This window comes from Kitasatospora sp. NEAU-CNBT7 (assembly GCF_057220535.1).
Genome location: NZ_JBXQQB010000009.1, coordinates 32,735 through 56,845, shown reverse-complemented (window position 1 = coordinate 56,845; position 24,111 = coordinate 32,735). Strand labels below are relative to the sequence as shown.

The 24,111-nt window shown below is 75.0% G+C and carries 24 protein-coding genes; 3 read left to right on the top strand and 21 right to left on the bottom strand.

Going from position 1 to position 24,111, the window contains the following annotated elements:
• Nucleotides 1-5: 5 nt before the first annotated feature.
• Nucleotides 6-1,742 (bottom strand): ABC transporter substrate-binding protein, encoded by a 1,737-nt coding sequence (locus AC2TEW_RS14555; RefSeq protein WP_484623757.1) that lies wholly within the window; start codon nt 1,740-1,742, stop codon nt 6-8.
• 236 nt (nt 1,743-1,978) lie between these two features.
• Here AC2TEW_RS14555 and AC2TEW_RS14550 point away from each other — a divergent pair, with 236 nt between their 5' ends.
• Nucleotides 1,979-3,442 (top strand): aminopeptidase P family protein, encoded by a 1,464-nt coding sequence (locus tag AC2TEW_RS14550; RefSeq protein WP_484623756.1) that lies wholly within the window; start codon nt 1,979-1,981, stop codon nt 3,440-3,442.
• A gap of 103 nt (nt 3,443-3,545) precedes the next feature.
• Here the strand turns inward: AC2TEW_RS14550 and AC2TEW_RS14545 are convergent, their stop codons facing one another.
• The 3 genes from AC2TEW_RS14545 to AC2TEW_RS14535 form a co-directional block, all read right to left on the bottom strand.
• Entirely contained in the window at nt 3,546-4,574 is a 1,029-nt protein-coding gene (locus tag AC2TEW_RS14545; RefSeq protein ID WP_484623755.1) for an NAD(P)H-dependent flavin oxidoreductase, read from the bottom strand.
• Between the two features lie 252 nt (nt 4,575-4,826).
• Complete coding sequence (locus tag AC2TEW_RS14540) at nt 4,827-5,459, bottom strand: response regulator (RefSeq protein ID WP_484623754.1); 633 nt, start codon at nt 5,457-5,459, stop codon at nt 4,827-4,829.
• A complete protein-coding gene (locus AC2TEW_RS14535; protein ID WP_484623887.1) occupies nt 5,456-6,616 on the bottom strand; it encodes a sensor histidine kinase in 1,161 nt (386 codons plus the stop codon). The genes AC2TEW_RS14540 and AC2TEW_RS14535 overlap by 4 nt, the downstream gene beginning before the upstream one ends.
• Nucleotides 6,617-6,847: 231 nt before the next feature.
• Here AC2TEW_RS14535 and AC2TEW_RS14530 point away from each other — a divergent pair, with 231 nt between their 5' ends.
• Complete coding sequence (locus AC2TEW_RS14530; protein WP_484623753.1) at nt 6,848-7,918, top strand: FtsX-like permease family protein; 1,071 nt, start codon at nt 6,848-6,850, stop codon at nt 7,916-7,918.
• Nucleotides 7,915-8,619 carry an ABC transporter ATP-binding protein gene (locus AC2TEW_RS14525; protein WP_484623752.1) on the top strand — a complete coding sequence of 235 codons (705 nt, stop codon included), beginning with the start codon at nt 7,915-7,917 and terminating at the stop codon, nt 8,617-8,619. The genes AC2TEW_RS14530 and AC2TEW_RS14525 overlap by 4 nt, the downstream gene beginning before the upstream one ends.
• Nucleotides 8,620-8,633: 14 nt before the next feature.
• On the opposite strand, the gene AC2TEW_RS14520 is transcribed toward AC2TEW_RS14525, so the two are convergent.
• The 17 genes from AC2TEW_RS14520 to AC2TEW_RS14440 all read right to left on the bottom strand — a co-directional run bounded on the left by AC2TEW_RS14520 (nt 8,634) and on the right by AC2TEW_RS14440 (nt 24,099).
• Entirely contained in the window at nt 8,634-9,230 is a 597-nt protein-coding gene (locus AC2TEW_RS14520) for a Uma2 family endonuclease (RefSeq protein ID WP_484623751.1), read from the bottom strand.
• An 88-nt stretch (nt 9,231-9,318) separates the two neighbouring features.
• On the bottom strand, nt 9,319-10,029 hold the full coding sequence (locus AC2TEW_RS14515; RefSeq protein ID WP_484623750.1) for a GntR family transcriptional regulator: 711 nt from the start codon (nt 10,027-10,029) through the stop codon (nt 9,319-9,321).
• A 54-nt stretch (nt 10,030-10,083) separates the two neighbouring features.
• Entirely contained in the window at nt 10,084-11,040 is a 957-nt protein-coding gene (locus AC2TEW_RS14510; RefSeq protein ID WP_484623749.1) for an ornithine cyclodeaminase family protein, read from the bottom strand.
• Complete coding sequence (locus tag AC2TEW_RS14505; protein WP_484623748.1) at nt 11,037-12,059, bottom strand: proline racemase family protein; 1,023 nt, start codon at nt 12,057-12,059, stop codon at nt 11,037-11,039. Before AC2TEW_RS14505 ends, AC2TEW_RS14510 begins: the two co-directional genes overlap by 4 nt.
• Nucleotides 12,056-13,432 carry an aldehyde dehydrogenase family protein gene (locus tag AC2TEW_RS14500; protein ID WP_484623886.1) on the bottom strand — a complete coding sequence of 459 codons (1,377 nt, stop codon included), beginning with the start codon at nt 13,430-13,432 and terminating at the stop codon, nt 12,056-12,058. The genes AC2TEW_RS14505 and AC2TEW_RS14500 overlap by 4 nt, the downstream gene beginning before the upstream one ends.
• Before the next feature lie 96 nt (nt 13,433-13,528).
• Entirely contained in the window at nt 13,529-14,530 is a 1,002-nt protein-coding gene (locus AC2TEW_RS14495; RefSeq protein WP_484623747.1) for a proline racemase family protein, read from the bottom strand.
• A gap of 67 nt (nt 14,531-14,597) precedes the next feature.
• Entirely contained in the window at nt 14,598-15,539 is a 942-nt protein-coding gene (locus AC2TEW_RS14490) for a dihydrodipicolinate synthase family protein (RefSeq protein WP_484623746.1), read from the bottom strand.
• Between the two features lie 58 nt (nt 15,540-15,597).
• The gene (locus tag AC2TEW_RS14485; RefSeq protein ID WP_484623745.1) at nt 15,598-16,998 is read right to left on the bottom strand and encodes an FAD/NAD(P)-dependent oxidoreductase; all 1,401 of its coding nucleotides are present in this window, start codon (nt 16,996-16,998) and stop codon (nt 15,598-15,600) included.
• Entirely contained in the window at nt 16,979-17,299 is a 321-nt protein-coding gene (locus AC2TEW_RS14480; RefSeq protein ID WP_484623744.1) for a (2Fe-2S)-binding protein, read from the bottom strand. Before AC2TEW_RS14480 ends, AC2TEW_RS14485 begins: the two co-directional genes overlap by 20 nt.
• A complete protein-coding gene (locus AC2TEW_RS14475; protein WP_484623885.1) occupies nt 17,296-18,465 on the bottom strand; it encodes an NAD(P)/FAD-dependent oxidoreductase in 1,170 nt (389 codons plus the stop codon). The genes AC2TEW_RS14480 and AC2TEW_RS14475 overlap by 4 nt, the downstream gene beginning before the upstream one ends.
• Before the next feature lie 156 nt (nt 18,466-18,621).
• Nucleotides 18,622-19,560: a twin-arginine translocase subunit TatC gene (gene tatC, locus AC2TEW_RS14470; RefSeq protein ID WP_063794311.1), complete on the bottom strand. Its 939-nt coding sequence runs from the start codon at nt 19,558-19,560 to the stop codon at nt 18,622-18,624.
• Nucleotides 19,561-19,778: 218 nt separating this feature from the next.
• Entirely contained in the window at nt 19,779-19,952 is a 174-nt protein-coding gene (locus AC2TEW_RS14465) for a hypothetical protein (protein ID WP_484623743.1), read from the bottom strand.
• 28 nt (nt 19,953-19,980) lie between these two features.
• On the bottom strand, nt 19,981-20,211 hold the full coding sequence (locus AC2TEW_RS14460; protein WP_484623742.1) for a hypothetical protein: 231 nt from the start codon (nt 20,209-20,211) through the stop codon (nt 19,981-19,983).
• A gap of 6 nt (nt 20,212-20,217) precedes the next feature.
• The gene (locus AC2TEW_RS14455; RefSeq protein ID WP_484623741.1) at nt 20,218-21,174 is read right to left on the bottom strand and encodes a helix-turn-helix transcriptional regulator; all 957 of its coding nucleotides are present in this window, start codon (nt 21,172-21,174) and stop codon (nt 20,218-20,220) included.
• Nucleotides 21,175-21,180: 6 nt separating this feature from the next.
• On the bottom strand, nt 21,181-22,146 hold the full coding sequence (locus AC2TEW_RS14450; protein ID WP_033819243.1) for a helix-turn-helix transcriptional regulator: 966 nt from the start codon (nt 22,144-22,146) through the stop codon (nt 21,181-21,183).
• A gap of 147 nt (nt 22,147-22,293) precedes the next feature.
• Nucleotides 22,294-22,665: an FKBP-type peptidyl-prolyl cis-trans isomerase gene (locus AC2TEW_RS14445; RefSeq protein WP_484623740.1), complete on the bottom strand. Its 372-nt coding sequence runs from the start codon at nt 22,663-22,665 to the stop codon at nt 22,294-22,296.
• A gap of 153 nt (nt 22,666-22,818) precedes the next feature.
• Nucleotides 22,819-24,099 carry an FKBP-type peptidyl-prolyl cis-trans isomerase gene (locus AC2TEW_RS14440; protein ID WP_484623739.1) on the bottom strand — a complete coding sequence of 427 codons (1,281 nt, stop codon included), beginning with the start codon at nt 24,097-24,099 and terminating at the stop codon, nt 22,819-22,821.
• Between the last annotated feature and the right edge of the window lie 12 nt (nt 24,100-24,111).

Here is a 24,111-nt window from a genome sequence, read left to right as displayed (position 1 = left end):
CCTGACTACTTGACGGACTTCAGGCCGATGACGGCGTAGTCGAGCTGGCCGGACCACACCGGGTGGGCGAAGGCGCCGGCGATGTTGGAGCCGACCAGCAGCGGCTTCTTCTGCCAGGTCATCGGGATGGCGGGCGACTTGTCCATGATCTTGGCGTCCAGGGCGAGCCAGGCGGTGTTGGCCTTCTGGAGGTCGTCCAGGGCGGCGATCCGGTCCAGTTCGGCGATGGTCTCCGGGTCGTTGAAGCGGCTGTTGTTGCCGTTGTTGCCCTTGTCCTTGATGGACCGGCCGTCGAAGATCATCGGCAGGAAGGTCGCGGCGGACGGGTAGTCCGGGCACCAGCCGCTGAGCGACAGGCCGGGCTGCTTGTCCTTGTCACCGGTGATGGAGGCGACGGCGGTCGGGTCGACGGTGGTGACGGTGACGTCGATGCCGACCCGCTTGAGCGCCGCCTGCACGGCCTCGGCCTGCGGCTTGCCGCCGGTGGAGGTGACCAGTTCGGTCTTCAGGCCGCCCGCGAAGCCGGCCTCGGCCATCAGCTGCTTGGCCTTGTCCGGGTCACCGGCCGGCTTGATCATGAAGTGGTCGATCGGCGCGCCCGCGGTCAGCACCGGCGGCAGGAAGGTGGTGGCGACGTCGTTGAAGGCGGGACCGCCGACCGCGGTCGCGTACGCCTCCTTGTCGACCGCGTACTGCAGCGCCAGGCGGAGCTTCTGGTTGTCGAAGGGGGGCTTGCTGGTGTTGGTCACCAGCATCGAGGTGCAGCCGGAGTTCTCGCTGATCAGACGCTTCTTCAGGTCCGGGTTGGTGAGCACCTCGCCGACCTTCGCGGAGACCAGGTCGACGTAGGAGACCGCGTTCTTGTCGTCCCCCTGGTCGGCGATCAGCCGGTCGGCGATGCCGGCGCCCTTGAGGGTCTGCTCGACCACGATCCGGTCCGGGTACGCCTTGCGGACCGGGTCGGTCTTCTCGTCCCAGTTGGTGTTGCGGACCAGCACCATGCGCTTGCCCCGGTCGTACTCCTCGATCTTGTACGGGCCGGAGGAGACCGGGTGGTTGCTGTAGTTGGCGCCGGCCTCCTTGGCCTTGGGCACCGGCGCGAAGGTGGGCAGGGTGACGGTGTAGCCGAACTCGGCGACCGGGCGCTTGAGGTGGAAGATGATGGTCTTCGCGTCCGGGACCTCGATCGCCTGCTTGCCGAGGCGCTCGCCGGTGAGCGGGCCCTGGTAGCCCTCGGGTGCGTCCAGGTAGCGCACCGCGTAGTCGGGGCCGCCCGGGAGCTCGGGCGAGAAGGAGCGCTCGACGTTGTACTTGATGTCGTCGGCGACGATCGGGGTGCCGTCCTCGTACTTGAGGCCGTCCTTCAGGTGGAAGGTCCAGGTCTTGGCGCCGTCGCTCGGGGTGCCGAGGTCGGTGGCCAGGTCGGGCTCGATCTTCAGGCCCTCGGCGCCGGGGGCGGCCTTGAAGGTGGTGAGGGTGCGGTAGAGCATCCGGACGCCCACGTCCATCACCGGCATGGTCCAGTTGCGGGCCGGGTCGAGCTGGTCGAAGTCCTGGTTGGACAGGATGGTGAGGGTGCCGCCCTTGACCGGCGTCCCGCCGATGATGCCGTTGCCCTCGGTGGTGACGCCCGCCTGGTCGCCGGCGCCGCCGCTGTCGGCGCTGCTGCCGCAGGCCGAGAGGCCGAGGGTGAGGGTTGCTGCGATGGTCGCCGCCAGGGCGACGTGGGTGCGCCTGTTCATGTCGAACTCCGAGATGGGGGGCCGAAGATGAGGCCCGGTCCGCCCCGGGGCTGATCCGGGGCCCACACCGGAGGGGCGACCTGGGGTCTAGCCCCTCCGGGATGTGACCCGTAACATAGTAATGTGAAATTGCACTGGCAAGAGCTGGTGCGGCCCGTTACCGAGCCGTGTCCTCCCCGGGCCCAACCCCCTTGCCGGTCCTGGTACTTCCACCCCAGGTCAGAGGAGTCGCAGCAGTGACCGCCGAACCCGTACCGCACCTCAACACCGGCAGCCACGATCTGCCCGTCTCGCCCGCACTCGACGCCTTCATGGGCACCGCCTGGGCCCCCAGCCCGCTGCCCGCCGGCGTCCGGGTCCCCGGCCACGACGCCACCGGCCCGCGCCGCCGGCGGCTCGCCGCCGCCTTCCCCGGCGAGCGACTGATCGTCCCCGCAGGGCAGTTGAAGGTCCGCAGCAACGACTGCGACTACCGCTTCCGCCCGCACAGCGCCTACGCCTGGCTCACCGGCCTGACCGGCGAGGACCAGGTCGGCCACGTCCTGGTGATCGAACCCGACGGCGAGAGCGTCCTGCACCTGCGCCCGCGCTCCCCGCGCGGCGGCGGCAGCCCGTACGGCTCCGAGTTCTACCGCGACCGCCGCTACGGCGAGTTCTGGGTCGGCCGGCGGCCGGACCTGGCCGAGGCGGCCGCCCTCACCGGCATCCGCACCGCCCACCTCGACGACCTCGCCAAGCTGCTGACCGGCCCGCAGCCCGCCACCCGGGTCCTGACCGGCGTCGACCCGGCCCTCGACGCCCTGACCGGCCGGACCACCCCCGCGCACGGACCCCAGGACGCCGCGCTCGCCACCACCCTCGCCGAACTGCGCCTGATCAAGGACGCCTGGGAGACCGGCCAGCTCCAGCACTCCGTCGACCTCACCACCACCGGCTTCCAGGACGTGGTCCGCGCCCTGCCCACCGCACTGCGCCACGGCCGCGGCGAACGCTGGCTGGAGGGCACCTTCAACCTGCGGGCCCGCGCCGAGGGCAACGGCACCGGCTACGACACCATCGTCGCCTCCGGCGCACACGCCTGCGTGCTGCACTGGATCCGCAACGACGGCGCCCTCGACCCGTCCCAACTGCTGCTGCTCGACGCCGGCGTGGAGACCGACACCCTCTACACCGCCGACATCACCCGCACCCTCCCGCTCTCCGGCACCTTCTCCCCCGTCCAGCGCCAGGTGTACGAACTGGTGCTGGCCGCCCAGGACGCCGCCATCGCCACCCTGCGGCCCGGCGCCAGCTTCCGGGACTTCCACCGGGCCGGCATGCGGGTGATCGCCGAGGGGCTGGCCGACTGGGGCGTCCTGCGGATCCCCGCCGAGCAGGCGCTGCACGAGGACAGCGGCCTGTTCCGCCGCTACACCCTGTGCAGCAGCGGGCACATGCTCGGCCTCGACGTGCACGACTGCGCCAAGGCCCGGGCCGAGACCTACCTCGACGGCGTCCTGGCGGAGGGCATGGTGCTCACCGTCGAACCCGGCCTCTACCTGCAGCCCGACGACGAGACCCTGCCGCTGGAACTGCGCGGCCTCGGCGTCCGGATCGAGGACGACCTGGTGATCACCGCCGACGGCGCCCGGCTGATGTCCGGCGGCCTCCCGCGCACCGTCGACGCCATCGAGGAGTGGATGGGCACCCTGCTCGGCTGAACCGGCCGGAGCCCCCCGGAGCGCTCGCGGACGGCCGGCCCCGCCCTGACGGCCCGCCGGCGCCCGCGCCCGCGCCCGCCCCCGCCCGTCCCGCCGGAGCGGCTCAGCCCGCCGCGTCCGCGGCGATCGAGCGGGCGATGGCGGCCGCCGGGCCGGTGCGGGCCAGCCGGTGGCCGGTACCGGCCCACAGGTGCATCGCGTCCAGGTCGCCGCGCGCGGCCGCCGCCGCCCGCAGCGGCTGGGTGAGGTGGTGCACCTCCGGGTAGGCGGTCGGCGCGTACGGCTCGTAGCGGTCGATGAAGGCGTTGCGCAGGCCGCGCGCCGGGCGACCGGTGAAGGTACGGGTGACGGCCGTTTCCGGGAACCGGTCGTCGACCAGCGCGGCCCGGTGGGCGGCCGGGGCGCCGGACTCGGCGGAGCGCAGGAAGGCCGTACCGAGCTGGCCGGCGACGGCGCCCGCGCGCAGGACCGCCGCCAGGGCGGGCCCGTCCGCGATGCCGCCGGCCGCGATCAGCGGCAGGCCGGTCACGGCCCGGACGGCCGCCAGCAGGTCGGCCAGCGGCAGGGTGCCGGGTTCGGCGTCCGCCCGGTGGGTGGCCCGGTGGCCGCCGGCCTCGGGGCCCTGCACCGTGAGCGCGTCCATCCCGGCGGCCTCGGCCGCCACCGCCTCGGCGGCCGAGGTCACCGTGGCGACCTGGGTGGTCCCGGCGGCCCGCAGCGCCTCGGCCTCGGCCGGGCCGGGCAGCCCGAAGGTGTACGAGACCACCGGGACCGGGTCGGCCAGCAGCAGGTCGAGCTTGGCCTCCCAGTCGTCCCGGTCCGGGGCGATCACCTCCGGCAGCACCACACCGTGCCGCTGCGCCTCGGGCCGCAGCCGCTCCCGGTAGGCCGCGACGGCGGCCGGGTCGCCCGGCTCCGCCGGCACGAACAGATTGAGTCCGAACGGGCGGCCGGTCAGCTCCCGGACGGCCCGGATCTGCTCGCCGACCGCGGCCGCGGTCCGGTACCCGGCGGCCAGGAACCCTAGGCCGCCGGCCTCGGACACCGCCGCGGCCAGCTGCGGGGTCGAACCTCCGCCCGCCATCGGCGCCGCCACCACAGGCAGGTCGAAGCGGATCCGATGCACCGTCATACCGTGCTCCCCTCGGGCCGTTTCGCCCCACCCTAGTACCGCGCCGGTCAGCCTCCGCCCGTCGAGCAGCGGCCCGTGGCGCCCGGCCGGGGGAGGCGCCGGAGCAGCCGCGCCCTGGACGTACCCGGGTACTCCGGCGCTGCGTCCGGGCGGGGTACCTCCCGGCCGGAAGCCGGGGAGGGACGTACCGGGGCGCGACGGGAGGCGGGCTCGGACCCGGCGGCTCGGACCCGGCGGCTCGGACCTGGCGGCTCAGACCTGGCGGATCAGGCCCGAGTTGAGGCCCGCCGCGACCGCGCTGGTGCGGCTGTCGACTCCCAGCTTGTCGTACACGTGCACCAGGTGGGTCTTGACGGTGGCCTCGCTGATGAACAGCCGCTTGGAGATCTGCCGGTTGGCCAGACCCTCGGCGACCAGCTGCAGGATCTCGGTCTCCCGGGGGGACAGCGTCGGACGGCCCGAGCGGACCCGCCCGAGCAGCCGGGCGGCGACCGGCGGGGCGAGCACGGTCTCACCGCGGGCCGCGGCGTGCACGGCGGCGGCGACCTCCTGCGGCGGGGCGTCCTTGAGCAGGTAGCCGGTGGCGCCCGCCTCGACGGCGGCGAGGATGTCGGCGTCCGTGCTGTAGGTGGTCAGGATCAGGACCGCCGGCGGGTCGGGCAGCGCGGTGATCCGGCGGGTCGCCTCGACGCCGTGCATGCCGGCGCCCATCTGGAGGTCCATCAGCACCACGTCCGGCCGCCGGTCCAGCCTGGCGAGCACCTCCAGCGCCTCGGCGCCGTCGGCCGCCTCGCCGACCGCGGTGACCTCCGGCAGGTCGTCGACCATGGCGCGCAGCCCGCGCCGGACCACCGGGTGGTCGTCCACCAGCAGCACCCGGATCACCGGGCGCCCGCCTCGGCGAACAGGCCGACGCCGTCGGCCGGGCGCAGCGGCAGCGCGGCGGCGACCGCGGTGCCCTCGCCCGGCGCGGACTCGACACTCAGGCTGCCGCCGAGCGCCGCGATCCGCTCCCGCATGCCGTGCAGGCCGAAGGTGCGGCGCTCGCCCTCCGGGCGGGCCAGCGGGTCGAAGCCGACGCCGTCGTCGAAGACGTCCAGCGTCACCTCGTCGTCCAGGTAGGCGAGGGTGACGGCGATCCGCTGCGCCCCCGCGTGCCGTACCGCGTTGGCGAGTGCCTCCTGGGTGAGGCGCAGCAGTGCCACCTCGGCCTCGACGGGCAGCGGGTGGGGTTCGCCGTCCAGGTGGAAGCCGGCTCCGGCGCCGCGGGCCAGGCGGCGCAGCGCCTCGGTGAGGGTGGTGTCGTCGAGGGCGGGCGGGGTGAGCGCGTGGACGAAGCGGCGGGCCTCGGCGAGGTTGGCGGAGGCGGTCTGCCCGACCTCGCGGATCCGGTTCGCGGCGGCGTCGGGGTCGGCGGGCAGCGCGGACTCGGCGGAGCGGGCCAGCAGCACGATCGAGGACAGTCCCTGGGCGAGGGTGTCGTGGATCTCGCGGGCGAGGCGCTGCCGTTCGGCGAGGCGGCCGGCCTCGCGCTGGGTGGCGGCGAGCTCGTCGCGGGTGCGCACCAGGTCGTCGATGAGGCGCTGGCGTTCGCGGCCCTCCCGGTAGAGCGCGGCGTAGCCGTAGGCGGTGAGCAGGGCGACGGCGGCGCCGGCGACCGGGCCGAGCACCTTGGCGGTGGTCAGGCCGCCGTCGGTGCCCGCCTGGGCGGCGACGACGACCCCGGTCAGGGCGGCGACCGCCAGGACGGCCCGGCGGGCGGGCAGCAGGTGCAGGCAGACGAAGTACAGCGGGAACGCCAGGTAGCAGAACTCGGGGTGGAGCAGGGTGAGCACGACCCAGAGCAGGACCACCGTGGCGAGCCAGAGCAGGGCGCCGGTCCGGGTGGTGCGGATCCGGCCGACCAGGCCGCCGGCGGCGTAGGCCGCGGCGAGCAGGGCGGCGGTGGCGAGCGCGCCCGGTCCGAGGCCGCGGTCGAGGACGCCGCGGGCCAGCAGGACGCCGAGCAGCGCGAAGAACAGCCCGTGCAGGGCGAGGTTCATCAGCCGCAGGGCGGGGGTGCTGCCGGTGTGCGCGGCCGGGTCGTCACTGGTCACGCCTTCCGAGGGTACGGGGTGCGCGGCGGGCGGCCGACCGGCCGGGCGTCAACCGTTCGATGGATTTCCGGGTGCACCGCGGGGTGGAGCCGGGGGCCGTTCCTCTCCACGATGGCATCGGCGGCCGCGGCGGACAGGGTGGACGGCAGGACAAACCACCTCCACCGGAAGGTCCCCGTGTTCGTCGCACTGCGTGACATCCGCTTCGCCAAGGGCCGGTTCGCGCTCATGGGCGCGGTCGTCACCCTGATCACCATGCTGGTCGTCTTCCTCTACGGCCTGACCGGCGGCCTGGCCGCCGCCGCCTCCTCCACGGTCGCCGGACTGCCGGCCGACCGGATCGTGTTCGGTGCCCCGGCGGGCGCCGCCGCGACCGTCTCGTTCGGCAACAGCGTCGTCTCCGCCGGGCAGCAGGCCGCGTTCGCCGCGGCGCCCGGGGTCGGCGCCGCGCACCCGCTGGGTGTCTCGCTGACCCGGCTGACCGCGTCCGACGCCGCCGGGTCGGTCAGCGTGCTGGGCGCCCCGGCCGCGCTGCTGCCGCCGCTGCGGCAGGGCGCGGCGCCCGCGGACGGGCAGGTGGCCGTCGGTGCGGACACCGCGGCCGCGTACCACCTGGCGGTGGGCGGGCAGGTCCGGGTCGGTCCGAGCACCCTGACCGTCTCCGGCGTCACCGAGCAGCGCTCGTACTCGCACGCGCCGACCGTCTGGACCACCCTGGCCACCTGGGAGCAGCTGAGCGGCCAGGGCCGGCCGACCGCGCTGGCGCTGACCGGCTCGCCCGCGGGCGGCGCGGCGCTGGACGCGGCGCAGGGCACCACGACGGTCCCCCTCGCGGACGCGCTGGCCGGGATCAACGGCTTCTCGGCGGAGCAGGGCAGCCTGCAGCTGATCCAGGGCTTCCTGTTCGCGGTCAGCGCGCTGGTGGTGGGGGCGTTCTTCACCGTCTGGACGGTGCAGCGCCGCCCCGACATCGCGGTGCTGAAGGCGGTCGGGGCGAGCAGCGGCTACCTGGTGCGCGACGCGCTCGCGCAGGCGGCGGCCGTGCTGCTGGGCGGGGCGCTGCTGGGCGGGGCGGCCGGCGGGGTCGGGGGGCTGCTGGCGGCCTCCGCGGTGCCGTTCGACGTCGGCCCGGCGACCGTGGCCGTCCCGGTGGCGGCGATGGTGCTGCTGGGTCTGGCCGGGGCCGCGCTGGCGGTCCGCCGTATCACCTCCGTCGACCCGCTGGCCGCCCTGGGAGCCTCCCGATGACCACCACCGCACAGAGCACCACCGCCACCCGTACCGGCCTCGCCCTGCGCGGGGTGACGCTGACCTACCCGGACGGCGAGAGCCGGCTGACCGCGCTGGACGAGGTGACGCTGGAGGTGGCGCCGGGCGAGTTCACCGCGGTGGCGGGACCGTCCGGGTCCGGCAAGTCGAGCCTGCTGGCGGTCGCCGCGACCCTGCAGCGGCCCGACCGGGGGCAGGTGCTGATCGACGGTCTGGACGCCGGTGCGCTGGGTGACCGGGCGCGGACGGCGCTGCGCCGCGAGCGGCTGGGGATCGTCTTCCAGCAGTCCAACCTGCTGGCCTCGCTGACCGCCGTCGAGCAGCTGCTGGTGCTGGAGTCGGTCCGCGGCGGGCGCCCGTCGGCGGCCCGGGAGCGGGCCGAGGAGCTGCTGTCCTCGGTCGGGCTGGACGGTGCGAAGCAGCGGCGGCGCCCGCACCAGCTGTCGGGGGGTGAGCGGCAGCGGGTGAACATCGCGCGGGCGCTGTTCGGCCGGCCGTCGGTGCTGCTGGTCGACGAGCCGACCTCGGCGCTGGACCACGAGCGCGGCGCGCAGATCGTCGGCCTGCTCGCGGAGATCACCCGCAGCCACGGCACGGCGACGGTGATGGTCACCCATGACCGGGACCTGCTGGGCCGGGTCGACCGGGTGCTGGAGATGCACGACGGCCGGCTGGCCTGAGCGCCGCCGGGCGGCTACTTCTCGGGGCCGAGGACGGCGTCCACGTCGAGCTTGACCTCGGCCCCGACGGAGGCGGGCAGGACGAAGGACTGTCCGGGCCGGTGGACGGCGTTCACCCGGTACTCGCCGTCGCTCGGCTCGGTGAGCACCATGACCCGGCGGTTCTGTCGGTCGACGATCACGTAGACCGGGATGCCCGCGGAGGCGTAGGCCGACGGCTTCTTCCTGAGGTCGTCGCCGAGGTCGGCGGAGGTGACCTCCAGGACCAGCCGGAAGGCCGCGGGGTCGTAGCAGTTGTTGCCCGCGGGGTGGTCCGCGAAGTCCGCGTCGACCAGCGCGAGGTCCGGCACGGCGTAGTCCGACGGACCGTCCGGGAGCCGGACCCCGATCGCCTGGATGAGCTGGGTCTCGGTTCCGTGCAGGCCTGCTGCCAGGAACGGGATCATCAGGGTGGTGAGGGCGCTTCCGTGCTGCCCGTCTGCAGGTGGCGTCACGATGATCTGACCCCCGATGATCTCGACCCGGTGCCCCGTCAGGCGACTGGAAATCAGGTCGGCCGCCTCGAGCAGCGTCGGCTGCTCGTACGGGTGCTCCACTGCTGCGGCGGACATGGATTCCTCCTGGCTGCCGATGTCGGGACCATCATCGTAGGCCCGGCTCCCCGGAACGGCCCGGATCGCGGCCCTTCACCCGGACGGGTCAGCGGGCGCCGAGCCGCAGGGCCGGGCGCTCCTCGGCGGCGGACTCCGCGCCGGCCGCCCAGAGGTTGCGGATGTGGCCGAGGTGGCGGGCCATGCAGTCCTCGGCGTCGTCGGCGCGGCCGGCGATCATGAGGTCGAGCAGTTCCAGGTGCTCCTCGGCCGAGGAGACCAGTTCGCCGCGCTGGTCGAGCCGGTTGAGGCCGTAGAGGCGGGAGCGCTTGCGCAGGTCGCCGACGGTCTCGACGAGCCGGGCGTTGCCCGCGAGGCCGAGCAGGTCGAGGTGGAACTGGCGGTCGGCCTCCAGGTACCCGATCAGGTCGTGCTCGCGGGCCGCGACCACGATCGCCTGGGCCTCGGGGCGCAGCGCCTCGAGCTGCTCGGGGGTGGCGGTGCGGGCGACCCGGCCGACGGTGGGCACCTCGATCAGGGCGCGGATCTCGGTGTACTCGTCGAGGTCGCGCTCGCTCAGCTCGGTGACCCGGAAGCCCTTGTTGCGGACCGCCTCGACCAGGCCCTCGCGGGCCAGGTCGAGCATGGCCTCGCGGACCGGGGTGGCGGAGACCCCGAAGTCGGCGGCGAGGGCGGGGGCGGAGTAGACGACACCGGGGCGGAGCTCGCCGGAGATGAGCCCGGCGCGCAGTGCGTGGGCGACCTGGTCGCGCAGCCGCTCCTGGACGGAGATGAGGGTGCGGGGCTTTCGGTCCGCCATGGTGTTCCTCCGGAGGTTCGCAGGACACCATTGTACAATGTCACGTTACTCAATTTATGGAAGATTCAAGCGAAATCCGGGGGACATTTCGTATTGCATGGCAGCGACTGCCAGATCCTGCCAGGCCATCCCGACGCTTTTGAAGAACCGCGGCCGGTCGAACGCCACAGCGGCCTCATCGTTCACCAGTTCTGAGAGGTTCGCAAGCATCGCTGCCCCCGGTGCCCGGCCCATCGGAAAAGCCATCAGGAGGTCCCCCGCCTCCCGCAGCGCACTGGCCCGGGACTCCGTGTACAGCGCCGATCTGCGCACCAGCGCACCGTCCACCTCCCGGGCGCCGGGCTCGTGCGAACCGACCGCCGCCACCACCGCCCGGTCGGCCACCGCTCCGCCGTCGAACAGCGGCGTCCGGGAGGTGGTGCAGCACACCACGATGTCCGCGCCGGCCACCGCCGCCGCCGTCCCGGGCGCGGCGTCGAGCCCGAGCGTCCGGGCGTGGGCGCACAGGTCCTCGGCGGGCGCCGCCCGGCGGGCCACCACGGTCACCCGGGTCAGCGGCCGGACCTCCGCCAGCGCCGCCAGGTGCCCGTACGCCTGCGGGCCGGCGCCGAACAGCACCAGGTGCGCCGCGTCCGGTGCGGCGAGCCGGCCGACGGCCAGCGCGGTCACCGCCGGGGTGCGCAGCGCGGTCAGCGCGGCGCCGTCGAACAGCGCCAGCGGCCGCAGGGTCGGGCCGTCCAGCAGCAGGTGGCTCCCGGTGATCCGGGGCAGGCCGAGCCCGGGGTTGGCAGGGGCCACGCCCGCGATCTTCACCCCGGCGTAGCGCCCGGTGGCGGCGGGCATCAGCAGCAGCTCGCCGGCGGGGACCGGGATGTTCGAACGCGGCGGGCAGCTCTCCGGGTCCAGGCCCTCCCGCAGCACCCGCTCCAGCGCCTCGCGGGCCTGCCGCGGCGTCAGGGTGAGCTCCAGGAACGGCAGGGCGGCGCCGGCCCGGGCGGGGGCGGGCGTCACAGCAGGAACCCCGTTCCGAGCGGGTCGCCGGGGTCGAGGTCGAACCGGTGCTCGCCGGTGCGGTACGCGCTGCCGGTGACCTCGGTGACCACCCCGCCGTCCCGCTCGCCCGCCAGCCGCCCGGTGAACACCGTGCCGATCACCGACTCGTGCCGCAGTTCCTGGCCCGCCGTCAGCCGGCCCTCGGCGGCCAGCAGGGCGAGCCGGGCGGAGGTGCCCGAGCCGCACGGCGAGCGGTCGATCTGGCCGTCCGCGAAGACCGTGACGTTGCGCTGGTTCGGGCCGCCCGGCAGGTCGGGCAGCTCCTCGTGCAGGATCACCCCGTAGACGCCGGACAGCCGCGGGTCCGCCGGGTGGCGGGTGGCCGGCTCGGCGGCCAGGGCGGCGCGGATCTCCCGTCCGGCGGCGGTGAGTTCGGGCAGCTGGGCGGGGTCGACGCGCAGGCCGAGGTCGGCGGCGCGGACCGAGGCGTAGCAGGCGCCGGAGTGGGCGAGGCCGACGGCGACCGGACCGCGGGAGGTCTCCACCCGCAGGTCGCGGGCGGTGACCCGGGTGGGGACGTTGCGGAAGGTGACCGCGGTGGTCCGCCCGCCGCTGCGGTGGACGGCGGCCGAGACCCGGCCGGACGGCACGTCGATCCGGACCCGGGTGGTGCCGTCGGCGGGGGCGGCGACCAGGCCGGAGTCGACCGCCCAGGCGCCGAGCGCGATGGTGCCGTGGCCGCAGGCGGTCGAGTAGCCGTCCTTGTGCCAGAACAGCACCCCGAAGTGCGCCTCGCTGTCGTCGGCGGGCACCACGAACCCGCCGTACATCCCGGCGTGGCCGCGCGGCTCGCGGGAGAGCAGCCGGCGGACGTCGTCCAGCGCGCCCGGGCGCGGGGCGGTGGCCGTGCCGCCGGCGCCGAGCGCGACGGCCCGGCGCTCCGCGACGGTGTCGCCCGGCACGGGCGGCAGGCCGCCGGTGACGATCCGGAACGGCTCGCCGGCCGTGTGGTAGTCGACGGTGGTGACGGTCCTCATCGGGGCGTCCCGGCGGGCAGCAGGGTGATGGTGCGGCCGGCCGTGAAGAAGTCGAGCGCGGCCTGTCCCTGTTCCCGGCTGCCGTAGCTGGCGGCCTTGGCGCCGGAGAACGGCAGGTGGAAGTCGACGCCGCTGGACGGGGCGTTGACCCGGATCATCCCGGCGTCCAGCCGGTCGGCGGCGGCCAGTGCGGTGTCCAGGTCGCGGCTGTGCACCGAGGTGGCGAGGGTGTGCCGGGTGCTGTTGGCGAGCGCGATCGCCTCGTCCAGGGTGGCCGCCCCGGACAGCACGGCCAGCGGGCCGAAGAACTCCTCGGTCAGCAGCGGGTGCCCGGCGGGTACGTCCTCGAGCAGGGTCGGCCCGAAGTACCAGCCGGCCCGCTCGACCCGCCCGCCGCCGGCCACCACCCGGGCGCCGGCTGCGACCGCCGAGTCGAGGGCGCCGGTCAGCCGGTCCAGCGCGGCCTCGTTGATCACCGGTCCGCAGGCCGTCGCCGGGTCGGCCGGGTCGGCGGGCGCGGCGGCGGCCAGCGCCTTGGCGAGCGCCTCGCGCAGCGGCCCGAGGGCGTCGCCGACGGCGATCACCCGGCTGGTGGCGGTGCACTTCTGGCCCGCGTAGCCCGCGATGGCGGCGGCCAGGTGCGCGGCGGCCTGCTCGATGTCGGCGTCCGGGAGGACCAGCGCGGAGTTGAGCCCGCCCATCTCGGCCTGGACCGGGACGCCGCGCCCGGAGGCCGCCGCGACCACCGCCCGGCCGACCCCGGTGGAGCCGGTGAAGGAGACCACGTCGACGGCGTCGACCAGGGCCGCCCCCTCCTCGGCCGCCCCGGGCACGACCGTCAGCACGCCCTCGGGCAGGCCGGCCAGCTCGGCCAGCCGCAGCGCGCAGGCGGTCGCCTCCGGGGCCGGCTTGAGCACCACGGTGTTGCCGGTGGCCAGGGCCGGGGCGGCCTTCCAGACCGGGATGGCCAGCGGGAAGTTCCACGGCGTGATCAGCCCGGCCACCCCGTACGGGCGGCGCCGGGTCATCAGCAGGCCCTGGCCGGCAGCCGGTTCGTGCAGCTCGCCGGCCGGGGCGTACGGCGCCTGCGCGTAGTAGCGCCAGATCGCGGCGGTCCTGGCGACCTCGCCGCGCGCCTCGGCGACCGGCTTGCCGACCTCGCGGACCACCAGCGCGGCGAGCTCCCCGGCGTGCGCCTCGACGGCGTCGGCGGCGCGGGTGAGCGCGGCCGACCGGGCGGCCGCTCCCGCGGCGAGCCAGCCCGGCTGGGCGGCCCGGGCGCGCCCGACCGCGGCGGCGGTACCGGCCGCGCCGGGCGCCTCGACGCGGACGACGAGGTCGGCCGGGTCGGCCGGGCTGTACGAGTCGATCATCACGGGTGGGAGCCTTTCGGGAGGGCGGTCGCCCCGGTCGGGGGGCGCGGCGGCGCGCCGGCGCGGGCCGCCGCGCCCGGTCGGGCCCGGGACGGGTCAGAGCAGGAAGCCGGCCGGGAAGGGGTCGGTGGGGTCGAGGAAGTACTGCGCGGTGCCGGTGATCCAGGCCCGGCCGGTGACGGTCGGCACGACGGCGGGCCGGCCCGCCACGGTGGTCTCCTCGACCAGCCGCCCGGTGAAGGTGGTGCCGATGAAGGAGTCGTTGCGGAAGTCCCGGTGCAGCGGGAGCTCGCCGCGGGCGTGCAGCTGCGCCATCCGCGCGGAGGTGCCGGTGCCGCACGGCGAGCGGTCGAACCAGCCGGGGTGGATGGCCATCGCGTGCCGGGAGTGCTCCGCGGTGGAGCCGGGGGCGAGCAGCTGGACGTGGTGGCAGCCGTGGATGGACGGGTCCTCGGGGTGCACCGGACGGTCGTCGGCGTTGATCGCCGCCATCACCGCCAGGCCGGCGTCCAGGATGTCCTGCTTGCGCTCGCGTTCGAACGGCAGGCCGAGGTCGGCGAGCGGCAGGATCGCGTAGAAGTTGCCGCCGTAGGCCAGGTCGTAGGTGACGGCGCCGAAGCCCGGCACCTCCACCTTGCGGTCCAGCGCGGCCGCGTACGAGGGGACGTTGCGGATGGTGACGTCCAGCGCGGCGCCGTCCTCGACCCGGACCTCGGCGACCACCAGACCGGCCGGGGTGTCCAGGCGGACCGTGGTGACCGGCTCGACCACCTCCACCATGCCGGTCTCCACCAGCACGGTGGCGACGCCGATGGTGCCGTGCCCGCACATCGGCAGCAGCCCGGAGACCTCGATGTACAGCACGCCGAAGTCGGCGTCCGGCCTGGTCGGCGGCTGCAGGATCGCGCCGCTCATCGCGGCGTGGCCGCGGGGCTCGTACATCAGCAGGGTGCGGAAGTGGTCGAGGTGCTGCTGGAAGTGGACCCGCTTCTCGGCCATGGTCGCGCCGGGGATGGTGCCGAAACCGCCGGTGACGACCCGGGTCGGCATGCCCTCGGTGTGCGAGTCGACGGCGTGGAAGACGTGACGGCTGCGCATGGGTGCAGAGCTCCTTGTCCTGGCCCGGCGGGCCGGCTGTCCCCGCAGCCGGCCCCGCTGGCGGTGGCTACTTCAGGCCCTCGGCGAGCGCCTTCTCGGTGGCGGCGCGGACGGCCGCCTCGGTCTCCGCGGAGAGCGGGCCGCGCGGCGGGCGGACCGGGCCGCCGGGGCGGCCGGCGATGTCCATCGACAGCTTGATCGCCTGCACGAACTCGATCTTGGAGTCCCAGCGCAGCAGCCGGTGCAGCGACCGATAGAGCGGCAGCGCGGTCGCCAGGTCACCGGCGACCGCGGCGCGGTAGAGCTCGGCGGAGGCCTGCGGCAGCGCGTTCGGGTAGCCGGCGATCCAGCCGACGGCGCCGGCCAGGGCCAGCTCCAGCAGGACGTCGTCGGCGCCGATCAACAGGTCCAGGCCGGGGGCCAGTTCGGCGATCTCGTAGGCCCGGCGGACGTCGCCGCTGAACTCCTTGACCGCGACGATCGAACCGGCCGTGTGCAGCTGCGCCAGCAGCTCGGGGACCAGGTCGACCTTGGTGTCGATCGGGTTGTTGTACGCCACCACCGGGATCCCGGCGGCGGCGACCTCGGCGAAGTGGGCGCGGACGGCGGCGGCGTCCGCCCGGTAGGCGTTGGGCGGCAGCAGCAGGACCGAGCCGGCCCCGGCCTCGGCGGCCTGCTCGGCCCAGCGGCGGGACTCGGCGCTGCCGTACGCGGCGACGCCGGGCATCACCCGGGAGCCGTCACCGGCGGCCTCGACCGCGACCGTGACGACCCGGGCGCGCTCCTCGTCGGTGAGGGTCTGGTACTCGCCGAGCGAGCCGTTCGGGACGACGCCGTCGCAGCCGTTGGCGATCAGCCAGCGGACGTGCTCGGCGTACGCGTCGTAGTCGACGGAGAGGTCGTCCCGCAGGGGTAGCGCGGTGGCGACCATGATGCCGCGCCACGGACGGGTGGGGTCATGGGGTGCGAAGGACACGGGGGGTTCTCCCTGAGTGGTGAGGTGTGACATTTTATTAGAGGAAGCAGGGCGGCCACAAGAGCCGCCCGGCGGAAATCCGCCGGAGGGTCTAGTCGGCGTCCGGCCCGGCCGGACCCGCGAGCTGCCCGAGCGGCACCGGACAGGCCAGCGGACGGCTGTCCGCCCGGACCTGCCCGTCCCCCGCCAGACAGGCCACCGCCGGGCCGCACATCCGCCCCTGGCACCAGCCCATCCCGGCCCGGGTGAGCAGCTTGACGCTCCTGGCGTCGCGCGCCCCGAGCTCCGCCACCGCCTCCCGCACCGCCCGGAGCGGGACCTCCTCGCAGCGGCAGATCTCGGTCTCCGGGGTCAGCCAGCCCGTCCAGTCCGGGCCGGGCCGGTGGGCGGCGGCCATCAGCTCGGCGAAGGCCCGGCGCCGGTCGCGGCGGCGCCGCACCCCGGCCGGGGCGGGCCGCCCGGCCACCGCGTACGCGGCGAGCACGCCCTCGGCGACGGCCAGGTCGGCGCCGCCGACCCCGCAGGTCTCCCCCGCCGCCCACAGGCCGTCCACGCTGGTGCGCTGCTCGCCGTCGACGGCGAGGGCGGCCGTGCCGTCCGGGGTGGCCCGGGTCGCGGCGCCGAGTTCGGTGGCGAGCTCGATCTGCGGGACCAGGCCGTGGCCGACCGCCACCGCGTCGCAGGCGATCCGCCGCTCGGTGCCGGGCACCGGCCGCCAGCGGCGGTCCAGCCGGGCCACGGTCACCGCGGTCACCCGGTCGGTGCCGTGCGCCTCGGTGACCGCGCTGCCGCGCAGCAGCCGTACGCCGTGGCGCAGCAGGGTGGCGCCGTGGCCGGCGCCCTCGGCGAGCTTGGCCGGGTTGCCGAGCAGGACGGGCAGGCCGCGGGCGTAGCCGAGGTAGTCGGCGGCCTCGACGATCGCGGGCACCTCGGCCCCGGCGGTGACCAGCGAGGACGCGGCGGCCAGCAGCAGCGGGCCGCTGCCGGCCAGCACGATCCGCCGGCCGGGCAGCACCAGCGAGGACTTGAGCATGGCCTGGGCGCCGCCGGCCGTGACCACCCCGGGCAGCGTCCAGCCCGGGAAGGGCAGCTGGCGCTCGTACGCGCCGGTGGCCAGCAGCAGCGCGGCGGCCTCGACGACGGCGGTGTCCCCGGCGCCGGGGCCGGTGGTGGCGTGCAGCCGCCAGCCGTCGGCGCGCTCGGCGGTCCAGACGTGGTGGCCGGCCAGGTGGGTGATCCGGCGGCGGTCGGTGTGGGCCCGCAGCCGGGCGGTGAGCGCGGCGAAGACGGACCAGCCGTGGTGCAGCCGCTCGGGCCGGGCGGCGCCCAGGGCGGGCGCGGGGTGGCGGTAGAACTGTCCGCCGGGCCGGGGGCCGGCGTCGACCAGGGCGACGGTCAGTCCGAGGTCGGCGGCGGTGACGGCGGCGGCCAGGCCGCCGGGGCCGGCCCCGGCCACCGCGAGGTCGTAGCGGTCAGACGGCGAGGTCGGCACGGCCGTAGCCCTCCTGGGTGGTGACGGTGTCGCCGGGCTCGGCGGGGATCAGGCAGGTGCGCCGGTTGGGCTCTCCGTTGACGGTGGCCAGGCAGTCGAAGCAGACGCCGATGCCGCAGAACGCGCCGCGCGGCCGGCCCCCGGTGCGGGTGGTGCGCCAGGCGAGGACGCCGTCGGCCCACAGCGCGGCGGCGATGGTCTGCCCCGGCAGGGCGGGGACCGGCCGGCCGTCGAACTCGATGGTGTGCGCGGGGCCGGGTTCGGCGCCGACCAGCTCGGCGGGGGTGCGGCGGCGGCTCATCGGGCTCCTTCGGCGGGGTGCCGGTCGGCGAAGCGGTCGGGCCGCATCGGGGTCAGGTCGAGTTCCGGCGCGGCGCCGGTCAGCTGCCCGGCGATCAGCAGCCCGGTGGCGGGGGCCAGTCCGATGCCCGCGCCCTCGTGGCCGCAGGCGTGGTGGAGGCCCGGCACCCGGGGGTCGGCGCCGATCGCGGGCAGGTGGTCCGGCAGGTACGGGCGGAAGCCCCGGTAGGCGCGCTGCACGGTGACCTCGCGCAGCACGGGGAAGAGGGCGGCGGCCCCCTCGGCCAGCCGGCGCAGCACCTCGGGCGCGAGGGTGCGGTCGAAGCCGACCCGCTCGCGGCTGGCCCCGATCAGGACCGGCCCGGCCGGGGTGCCCTCGACCACGGCGGAGGTCTGCAGGGCGGCGGAGCCGCTGGCGACGTCCGCGACGTAGTCGGCGGCGTAGACCTTGTGCCGGACGATCCGCGGCAGCGGTTCGGTGACCAGGACGAATCCGCGCCGGGGCAGCACCGGCAGGTCGACCCCGGCGAGCCGGGCCACCTCGCCGCCCCAGGTGCCGGCCGCGTTGACCACCGCGGGGGCGTCGAGTCGGCGGCGGTCGGTGGTGACGCCGAGGACGGAGCCGTCGGCCCGGGTGCGCACGGCGGTCACCTCCTCGCCGAGGAACACCTCGGCGCCGCGGGCCCGGGCGGCCCGCAGCAGGTGGGCGGCGGCCAGCGCGGGCTGCACCTGGGCGTCCTGGGGGTAGTGGAAGCCGCCGGCCAGGCCGGGGGCGAGATGCGGTTCCAGTGCGGCCAGTCCGTCGCCCTCGACCTCGGCGCAGTCGACCCCGGCGGCGGCCTGGCCGGCCGCGAACCGGCGCAGCGGCTCCAGCCCGGCCGGGTGGGCCGCGACCACCAGTCCGCCCTTGGGCTCGTACTCGACCGCGTCGCCGAGGGTGGCGGCCAGTTCGCGCCAGAGCCGGGTGGAGAGCAGCGCGAGGTCGAGTTCCGGGCCCGGCTCCTTGTCGGAGACCAGCAGGTTGCCCTCGCCGGCGCCGGTGGTGCCGCCGGCCACCGGGCCGCGGTCGACCACGGCGGGCCGCAGGCCGGCCAGGGTGGCGTAGTACGCGCAGGCGGCGCCGACGACACCGGCGCCGATCACCACGACGTCGTGGGGGGATCGCATGGGCACGGCAGTAATATGTCACATGGCCAACGGGCTGCCAAGACGGTCCGCCGGCCGGCACCCTCCCCGCCCCGCCGCCCCCGCGGCCCGGGAACGCCGAAGGCCCGTCCCGCCGGGCGGCGGAACGGGCCTTCGTCGGCGTGGCGCACGGACCGGTCAGGTGATGTCGTCCATCTGCTCGTGCCGGGCCGCGGGCACCACCGGCGCGGGCGCGGCCGGGGCGGCCGAGGCCGACACCGACTCGGCGCCGTCCACCGCGTCCACCGACAGGTCGACGTGCGAGGCCTCGTCGTCGTCCAGCCCGGCGTCGGGGTTGCGGCGGGCCCGGCGGCGGTCGTTGAGCAGTGCGATGCCGACGGCCAGGAAGTACAGGCCCCAGATCGGCGCGGCCAGCGCCAGCATGGTCAGCGGGTCCGCACTGGGCGTGGCGAAGGCGGCGAACACCGTGATCGCCATGACCATCGCGCGCCACCAGCCGAGCATCCGCTTGCCGGTGAGCACCTTGACGAAGTTCAGCATCACCAGGAACAGCGGGAACTCGAAGCCCAGGCCGAAGACCACCACCATCCTGGTGACCACGTCGAGGTAGTCCTCGACCGGCAGGATGTTGGTGATCTTGTCACCGGTGAACGAGATCAGCATCTGCGCGGTCAGCGGCATGACCAGGTACGCGAAGGCCGCGCCGGCCAGGAAGAGCGGGGTGCCGGCCGCCAGGAACGCCATCGAGTAGCGCCGCTCGTGCTTGTGCAGACCGGGCGAGACGAACTGCCACAGCTGGTACAGCCACACCGGGGTGGCCGCCACCAGGCCGGCCGTCAGGCTGACCTTCAGCACCAGGTTGAACGGGGTCAGCAGGCCGATGTTGACGACGCTCGCGCAGTTGGTGTCACCCGGCAGCGGCTTGTTGTCCGGCCCGCACCGGGGCAGCGGCGCACTGAGGAAGTCGATCAGCTGGTTGTGGAAGTAGGCGGCGACGAGCGTGAAGACCAGGATCGCCAGGACCGACTTCACCAGCCGGCTGCGCAGCTCGCGCAGGTGATCCGCGAGGGCCATCCGGCCCTCGGGGTCCTTGGGTGCTTTGGAAGACTTGCTCAACCCCGGTCCTCGAACTCGTGCGACAGAACCCGCCGGGCGACGGGTCCCCGTACCGGCCTGTCGTCAGGCCGGCCATTTCCGGGTACTGCCCTGCTGCGGGCGATGGTAGCCGCTGCCGGTGTCGGCCCGGCAACCACCCGGCAGCCCTCGGCCGCGCGACCACGCAGCGGGGCACCTGCCGCACCGCAGGGCCCTGCCCTAGAGGGTAACCCGGCCGGTCAGCCCGCCGACCGGCCCGCGAGCCCGCCCGCCGCCCCGGCCAGCGCCCGCGAGGCCCGGTCGACCTCCCGCGCCAGCGCCCGGACGTCGAGCCACACCCGCGCCGCCAGGACGCCGAGCACCAGCAGGCCCGCGGTGGCCGCCAGCACGGCGGCGACAATGATCCACTGCATGCCCGTGACCCTATCCGTCCCGCGTTCGCTAGCCGTCCACCGGCAGCAGCCGCATCGTCCGCACCCCCGCGGCGGTCAGCGCCGCGACGATCTTCTCACCGGCGGTCTTGCGCACCGCCGCCCCGCAAGAGGGGCAGGTGAAGCTGTAGAAGGTGCGCTCCGCGGTGGCCCCGAGGGCCAGCCGGAACTCCGTGACCGCCAGCTCCACCTTCTCCCGGCACTGGGAGCAGTAGACCTTGAACCTGGTGCCCTCCCCCACCGGCGCTCAGACCTGCCCGTCCCGGTAGGCGTCCAGCGCGGCGAGCGCGGCCGCCGCGGCCTGCTCGGCGAGCTCGGGCGGGGAGACGATCCGGCCGTCCCGGCCGAGCCGCAGCGCCAGCGGACGCAGCCCGGTCGGGTCGGCGCTGCGCAGGGTGATCCGCAGGCCGCCGTCGGGCAGTTCCTCGGCCGAGTCGTGGGTGTAGTACTCGGCGACCCAGCGGCCGCCGGGGCCGACCTCGACCACCACCTCGGGGTCGTCGGCGCCCGGGTTGACCAGGCCGGCCGACAAGTCCCGCGGCTGGAGCCGGGGCGGGTTGGCGGGTTCGTCCAGGACCTTGATCTCGGCCACCCGGTCCAGCCGGAAGATCCGCCGGTCCTCGGAGGTGCGGCACCAGCCCTCGAGGTAGGTGTGGCCCTCGGTGACCAGCCGGATCGGGTCGACCTCGCGCTCGGTCATCCCGCCGCGGCCGTGCGACCAGTAGCGCAGCCAGATCAGCCGGCCCTCGCTGAGCGCCCGGTCGATGTCGGCGAAGACCTGGCCCTCGGCCTCGAAGGTGACGCCGACCCGGGCACTGGACTCGGCGCTCTCGCCGGCCGCGTCCTCGATCTTGGCGACGGCCCGGGTGAGCGCCTGCCGGTCCCGCTCGCGCAGTCCGGGCAGGCCGGCCACCGCGCGGGCGGCGACCAGCAGCGCGGTCGCCTCGTCGGCGGCCAGCCGCAGCGGCTGGGCCACGTCGTCGACGTTGTGCCACCAGATCCGCTCGCCGTCGGTGTCGATGTCGAGCAGGTCGCCGCCGCGGAAGCTGGTCCCGCACATCGGCAGCACGTTGAGGTCGCCGATCAGCTCGCGCTCGGTGATGCCGAAGGCGCGCGCCACCTCGGCCACCTCGGCGCCCGGTCGCTCGCGCAGGTAGGTGACCAGGGAGAGCATCCGCCGGGTCTGGTCGATCGCGTTGCTCATCTGCCCCTACTCCCCAAGTCCCGCGACGGCCCGCAGCCGCTCGATGACATCCGCCCGCAGGTCGTCCGGGCCCAGCACCACGACGTCCGGGCCGAACTCGGCCAGGTCGGCGCCGAGTCCGTGGCCGTACGGGATCTCCAGCTCGTCCCACTGCTCGTCGACGTGCCGGCTGCCCAGCGCCTTGGTGCGCAGCGGGAAGGCGGCGCCCCGGCGCAGCCGGACGGTGGCGGCGGTGGTGGCGCCCTCGCCGGCGAACCGGGCCACGGTGGCCCGGACGTCCATGTGCTCGGGCACCGTGCCGGTGAACTCACCGGCCCGGGAGCGGACCCGGCCGGTGATCCGGCTGAGCCGGAACACCCGGGCGTCCTGCCGGTCCCGGTCGAAGCCGGCCAGGTACCAGTGGCCGCGCCAGCACTCCAGCGCCCACGGTTCGACGGCGCGCTGCTCGGCAGCCGCGGCACCGGCCTTGCGGTACTCGAAGGAGACCGGGCGGCGGTCGCGGGCGGCGGTGAGCAGCGGCTCGAAGGCGGCCTCGCGGGCCGGGATCCGCGGTTCGAGGGCGCTGTGCTCGGCGTCCTCGGCGAACGGCACGCCGGCCGCGCGGAGCTTCTGCAGCGCGCCGCTGGCCGCACCGGACATCTTGGCCTGCTGCCAGACCCGGGCGGCCAGGGTCAGCGCGGCGGCCTCCTCGGCGTCCAGCGCGATCTCCGGGAGCCGGTTGCGGTCCCGGCGGGCCAGGTAGCCGACCTCGCCGTCGAGGGCGTTCTCGTCGACGTCGATGACCAGGCCGAGTTCGCGCAGGTCGTCCTTGTCCCGTTCGAACATCCGGTTGAAGGCGTCCTCGCTGCCCTGCTGCCAGGCCTCACGGTAGGCCTCGACGGACTCCCGGAGCTCCTTCTTGGAGAGCGGGCGTCTGGTGTTCATCAGGCACAGGGCGAGGTTCATCAGCCGCTCTGCCTTGGCGATCGCCATCGCGGACCTTCCTGGTGGGTCTCGGCGGGACATTCTTGATCCGGCGACCCGACCGTACCGGTCCGGGCACGCTGTGCAAAAGCCGAGTCCGCACGGGCGAGGGGCCGCACCCCGCCGAGCGGGATGCGGCCCCTCGTGGACCCGCGGTCAGACGCCGAGCAGGTCGACCACGAAGATCAGGGTCGAACCGGCCGGGATGAGCGGGCTCGGCGACTGGTTGCCGTACGCCAGGTGCGCCGGGATGACCAGCTCGCGGCGGCCGCCGACCTTCATGCCCTGGACGCCCTGGTCCCAGCCCTTGATGACGCGGCCGGCGCCGAGCGGGAAGCGGAAGGACTGGCCGCGGTTCCAGGAGGCGTCGAACTCCTCGCCGGTCTCGAAGGTGACGCCCACGTAGTGGACCTCGACGACCGCGCCGGCCTTGGCCTCGGCGCCGTCGCCGACCACGATGTCGCGGATCTGGAGGTCCTTCGGCGCGTCGCCGACCGGGAAGTCGATCTCCGGCTTGCTGATGCTCACAACAGACTCTTCTCGTTCGCTGATAGACACATGACGCGGCGGCAGCCGCCCGCGCCGAGGTCCTGTCCAGGACCACGGTACGACCGGCCGCCGCCCGTCGAAGTCAGGCCCGGCCGCGAGTTGCCCCGCGTCCGGTTACCCGATCATTATCCCTCAGCTGCCGCCGCCGATGCCGGCGTCCAGGATGTCCACCACGAAGACCAGGGTGGAGTTGGCCGGGATGGTGTCCTTGGCCTGGTCCTTGTAGGCCAGCGAGGCGGGGATCACCAGCTCGACCCGGCTGCCGATGGTCTGGCCGACCAGGCCCTTGTCCCAGCCCTCGATGACGTTGCCGCCGCCGGTGACGAAGGAGAACGCCTGCCCGCGGTCGAGCGAGGAGTCGAACTTCTTGCCGTCCTTGTAGAGCGCGCCGGTGTACTGGACCAGGACGCCCTCGCCGGACTCGACCTTGCGGCCCTTGCCCTGGATCAGCACGGCGGTCTTCAGCTCGGTCGGGTCGGCGGCCCCGGGGACCGGGGTGATGTCGGCCGCCTTCTTGCCGTTGTCCTTGACCTTCGGGAAGTCCGCCGGCGGCGGGGTGACGTCGCCGCTGACCACCGCGTCGGGCGCGTTGGCGTTGCGGATGTCGATCACGAAGACCAGGTTGTCGGTCGGGCCGACGCCCATGCCCTGGCTGCCCTGGTCCCGGAAGGCGGCGGCCGGCGGGGCCACCACCAGCAGGCGGCTGCCCACCTTGTGGCCGGTGACCGCGGCGTCCAGGGCCGGGATCAGCTGACCGCCGTCGGCCTGGAACAGCTGCGGCTTGCCGCCCTCGTACGAGCCCTGGATCTCCTTGCCGGTGGTCCAGTTCATCGCGGTGAAGTCGGCGGTGACCCAGTTGTTCTTGTCCACCTTCGGGCCGTTGCCCGGGATCAGCTCCTTGACCACGAAGGTGCCGTCGGCCGCCTCCTTGGGCAGCGTGATGGTGGCCTTGCTGCCGAAGTCGCCGGTGACCGTCGGGAGCACCTTGGCGGTGTCCTTGATCGGCGGCACCGGGGCCTCGGTGGGCGACGGCGCCGCGGTCGGCGCCGCGTCGGACTTGGCGGCCGAGCTCTTCGAGTCCGACTTGTTGGTCAGGTACATCGTCACGCCGCCGCCGACCAGCAGCAGCGCGAGGACGGTGCCGAGGATCACACCGAGCTTGCCCACCCCGGGCGGGTTCTCGTTGTAGCCGGCCTCCGAGAGGTCCGGGCGGCGCCGGGTCGACGCGAAGATCTGCGGCTGCTCGTCGGGGCCGGGCGCGACCGGGGCGGCCGGGGCGGGACCCCAGCCGGCCTGCTGGGCCAGGACCGACGGCGGCACGACGATCGACTCGCGTTCGGGCGACGCCGGGCCGGGGCCCACCGCGCCGTTCGCGGTGCCCGCCTCGCCCGGACTCGACGCTTTCTCAGACATGACTCCCCAATT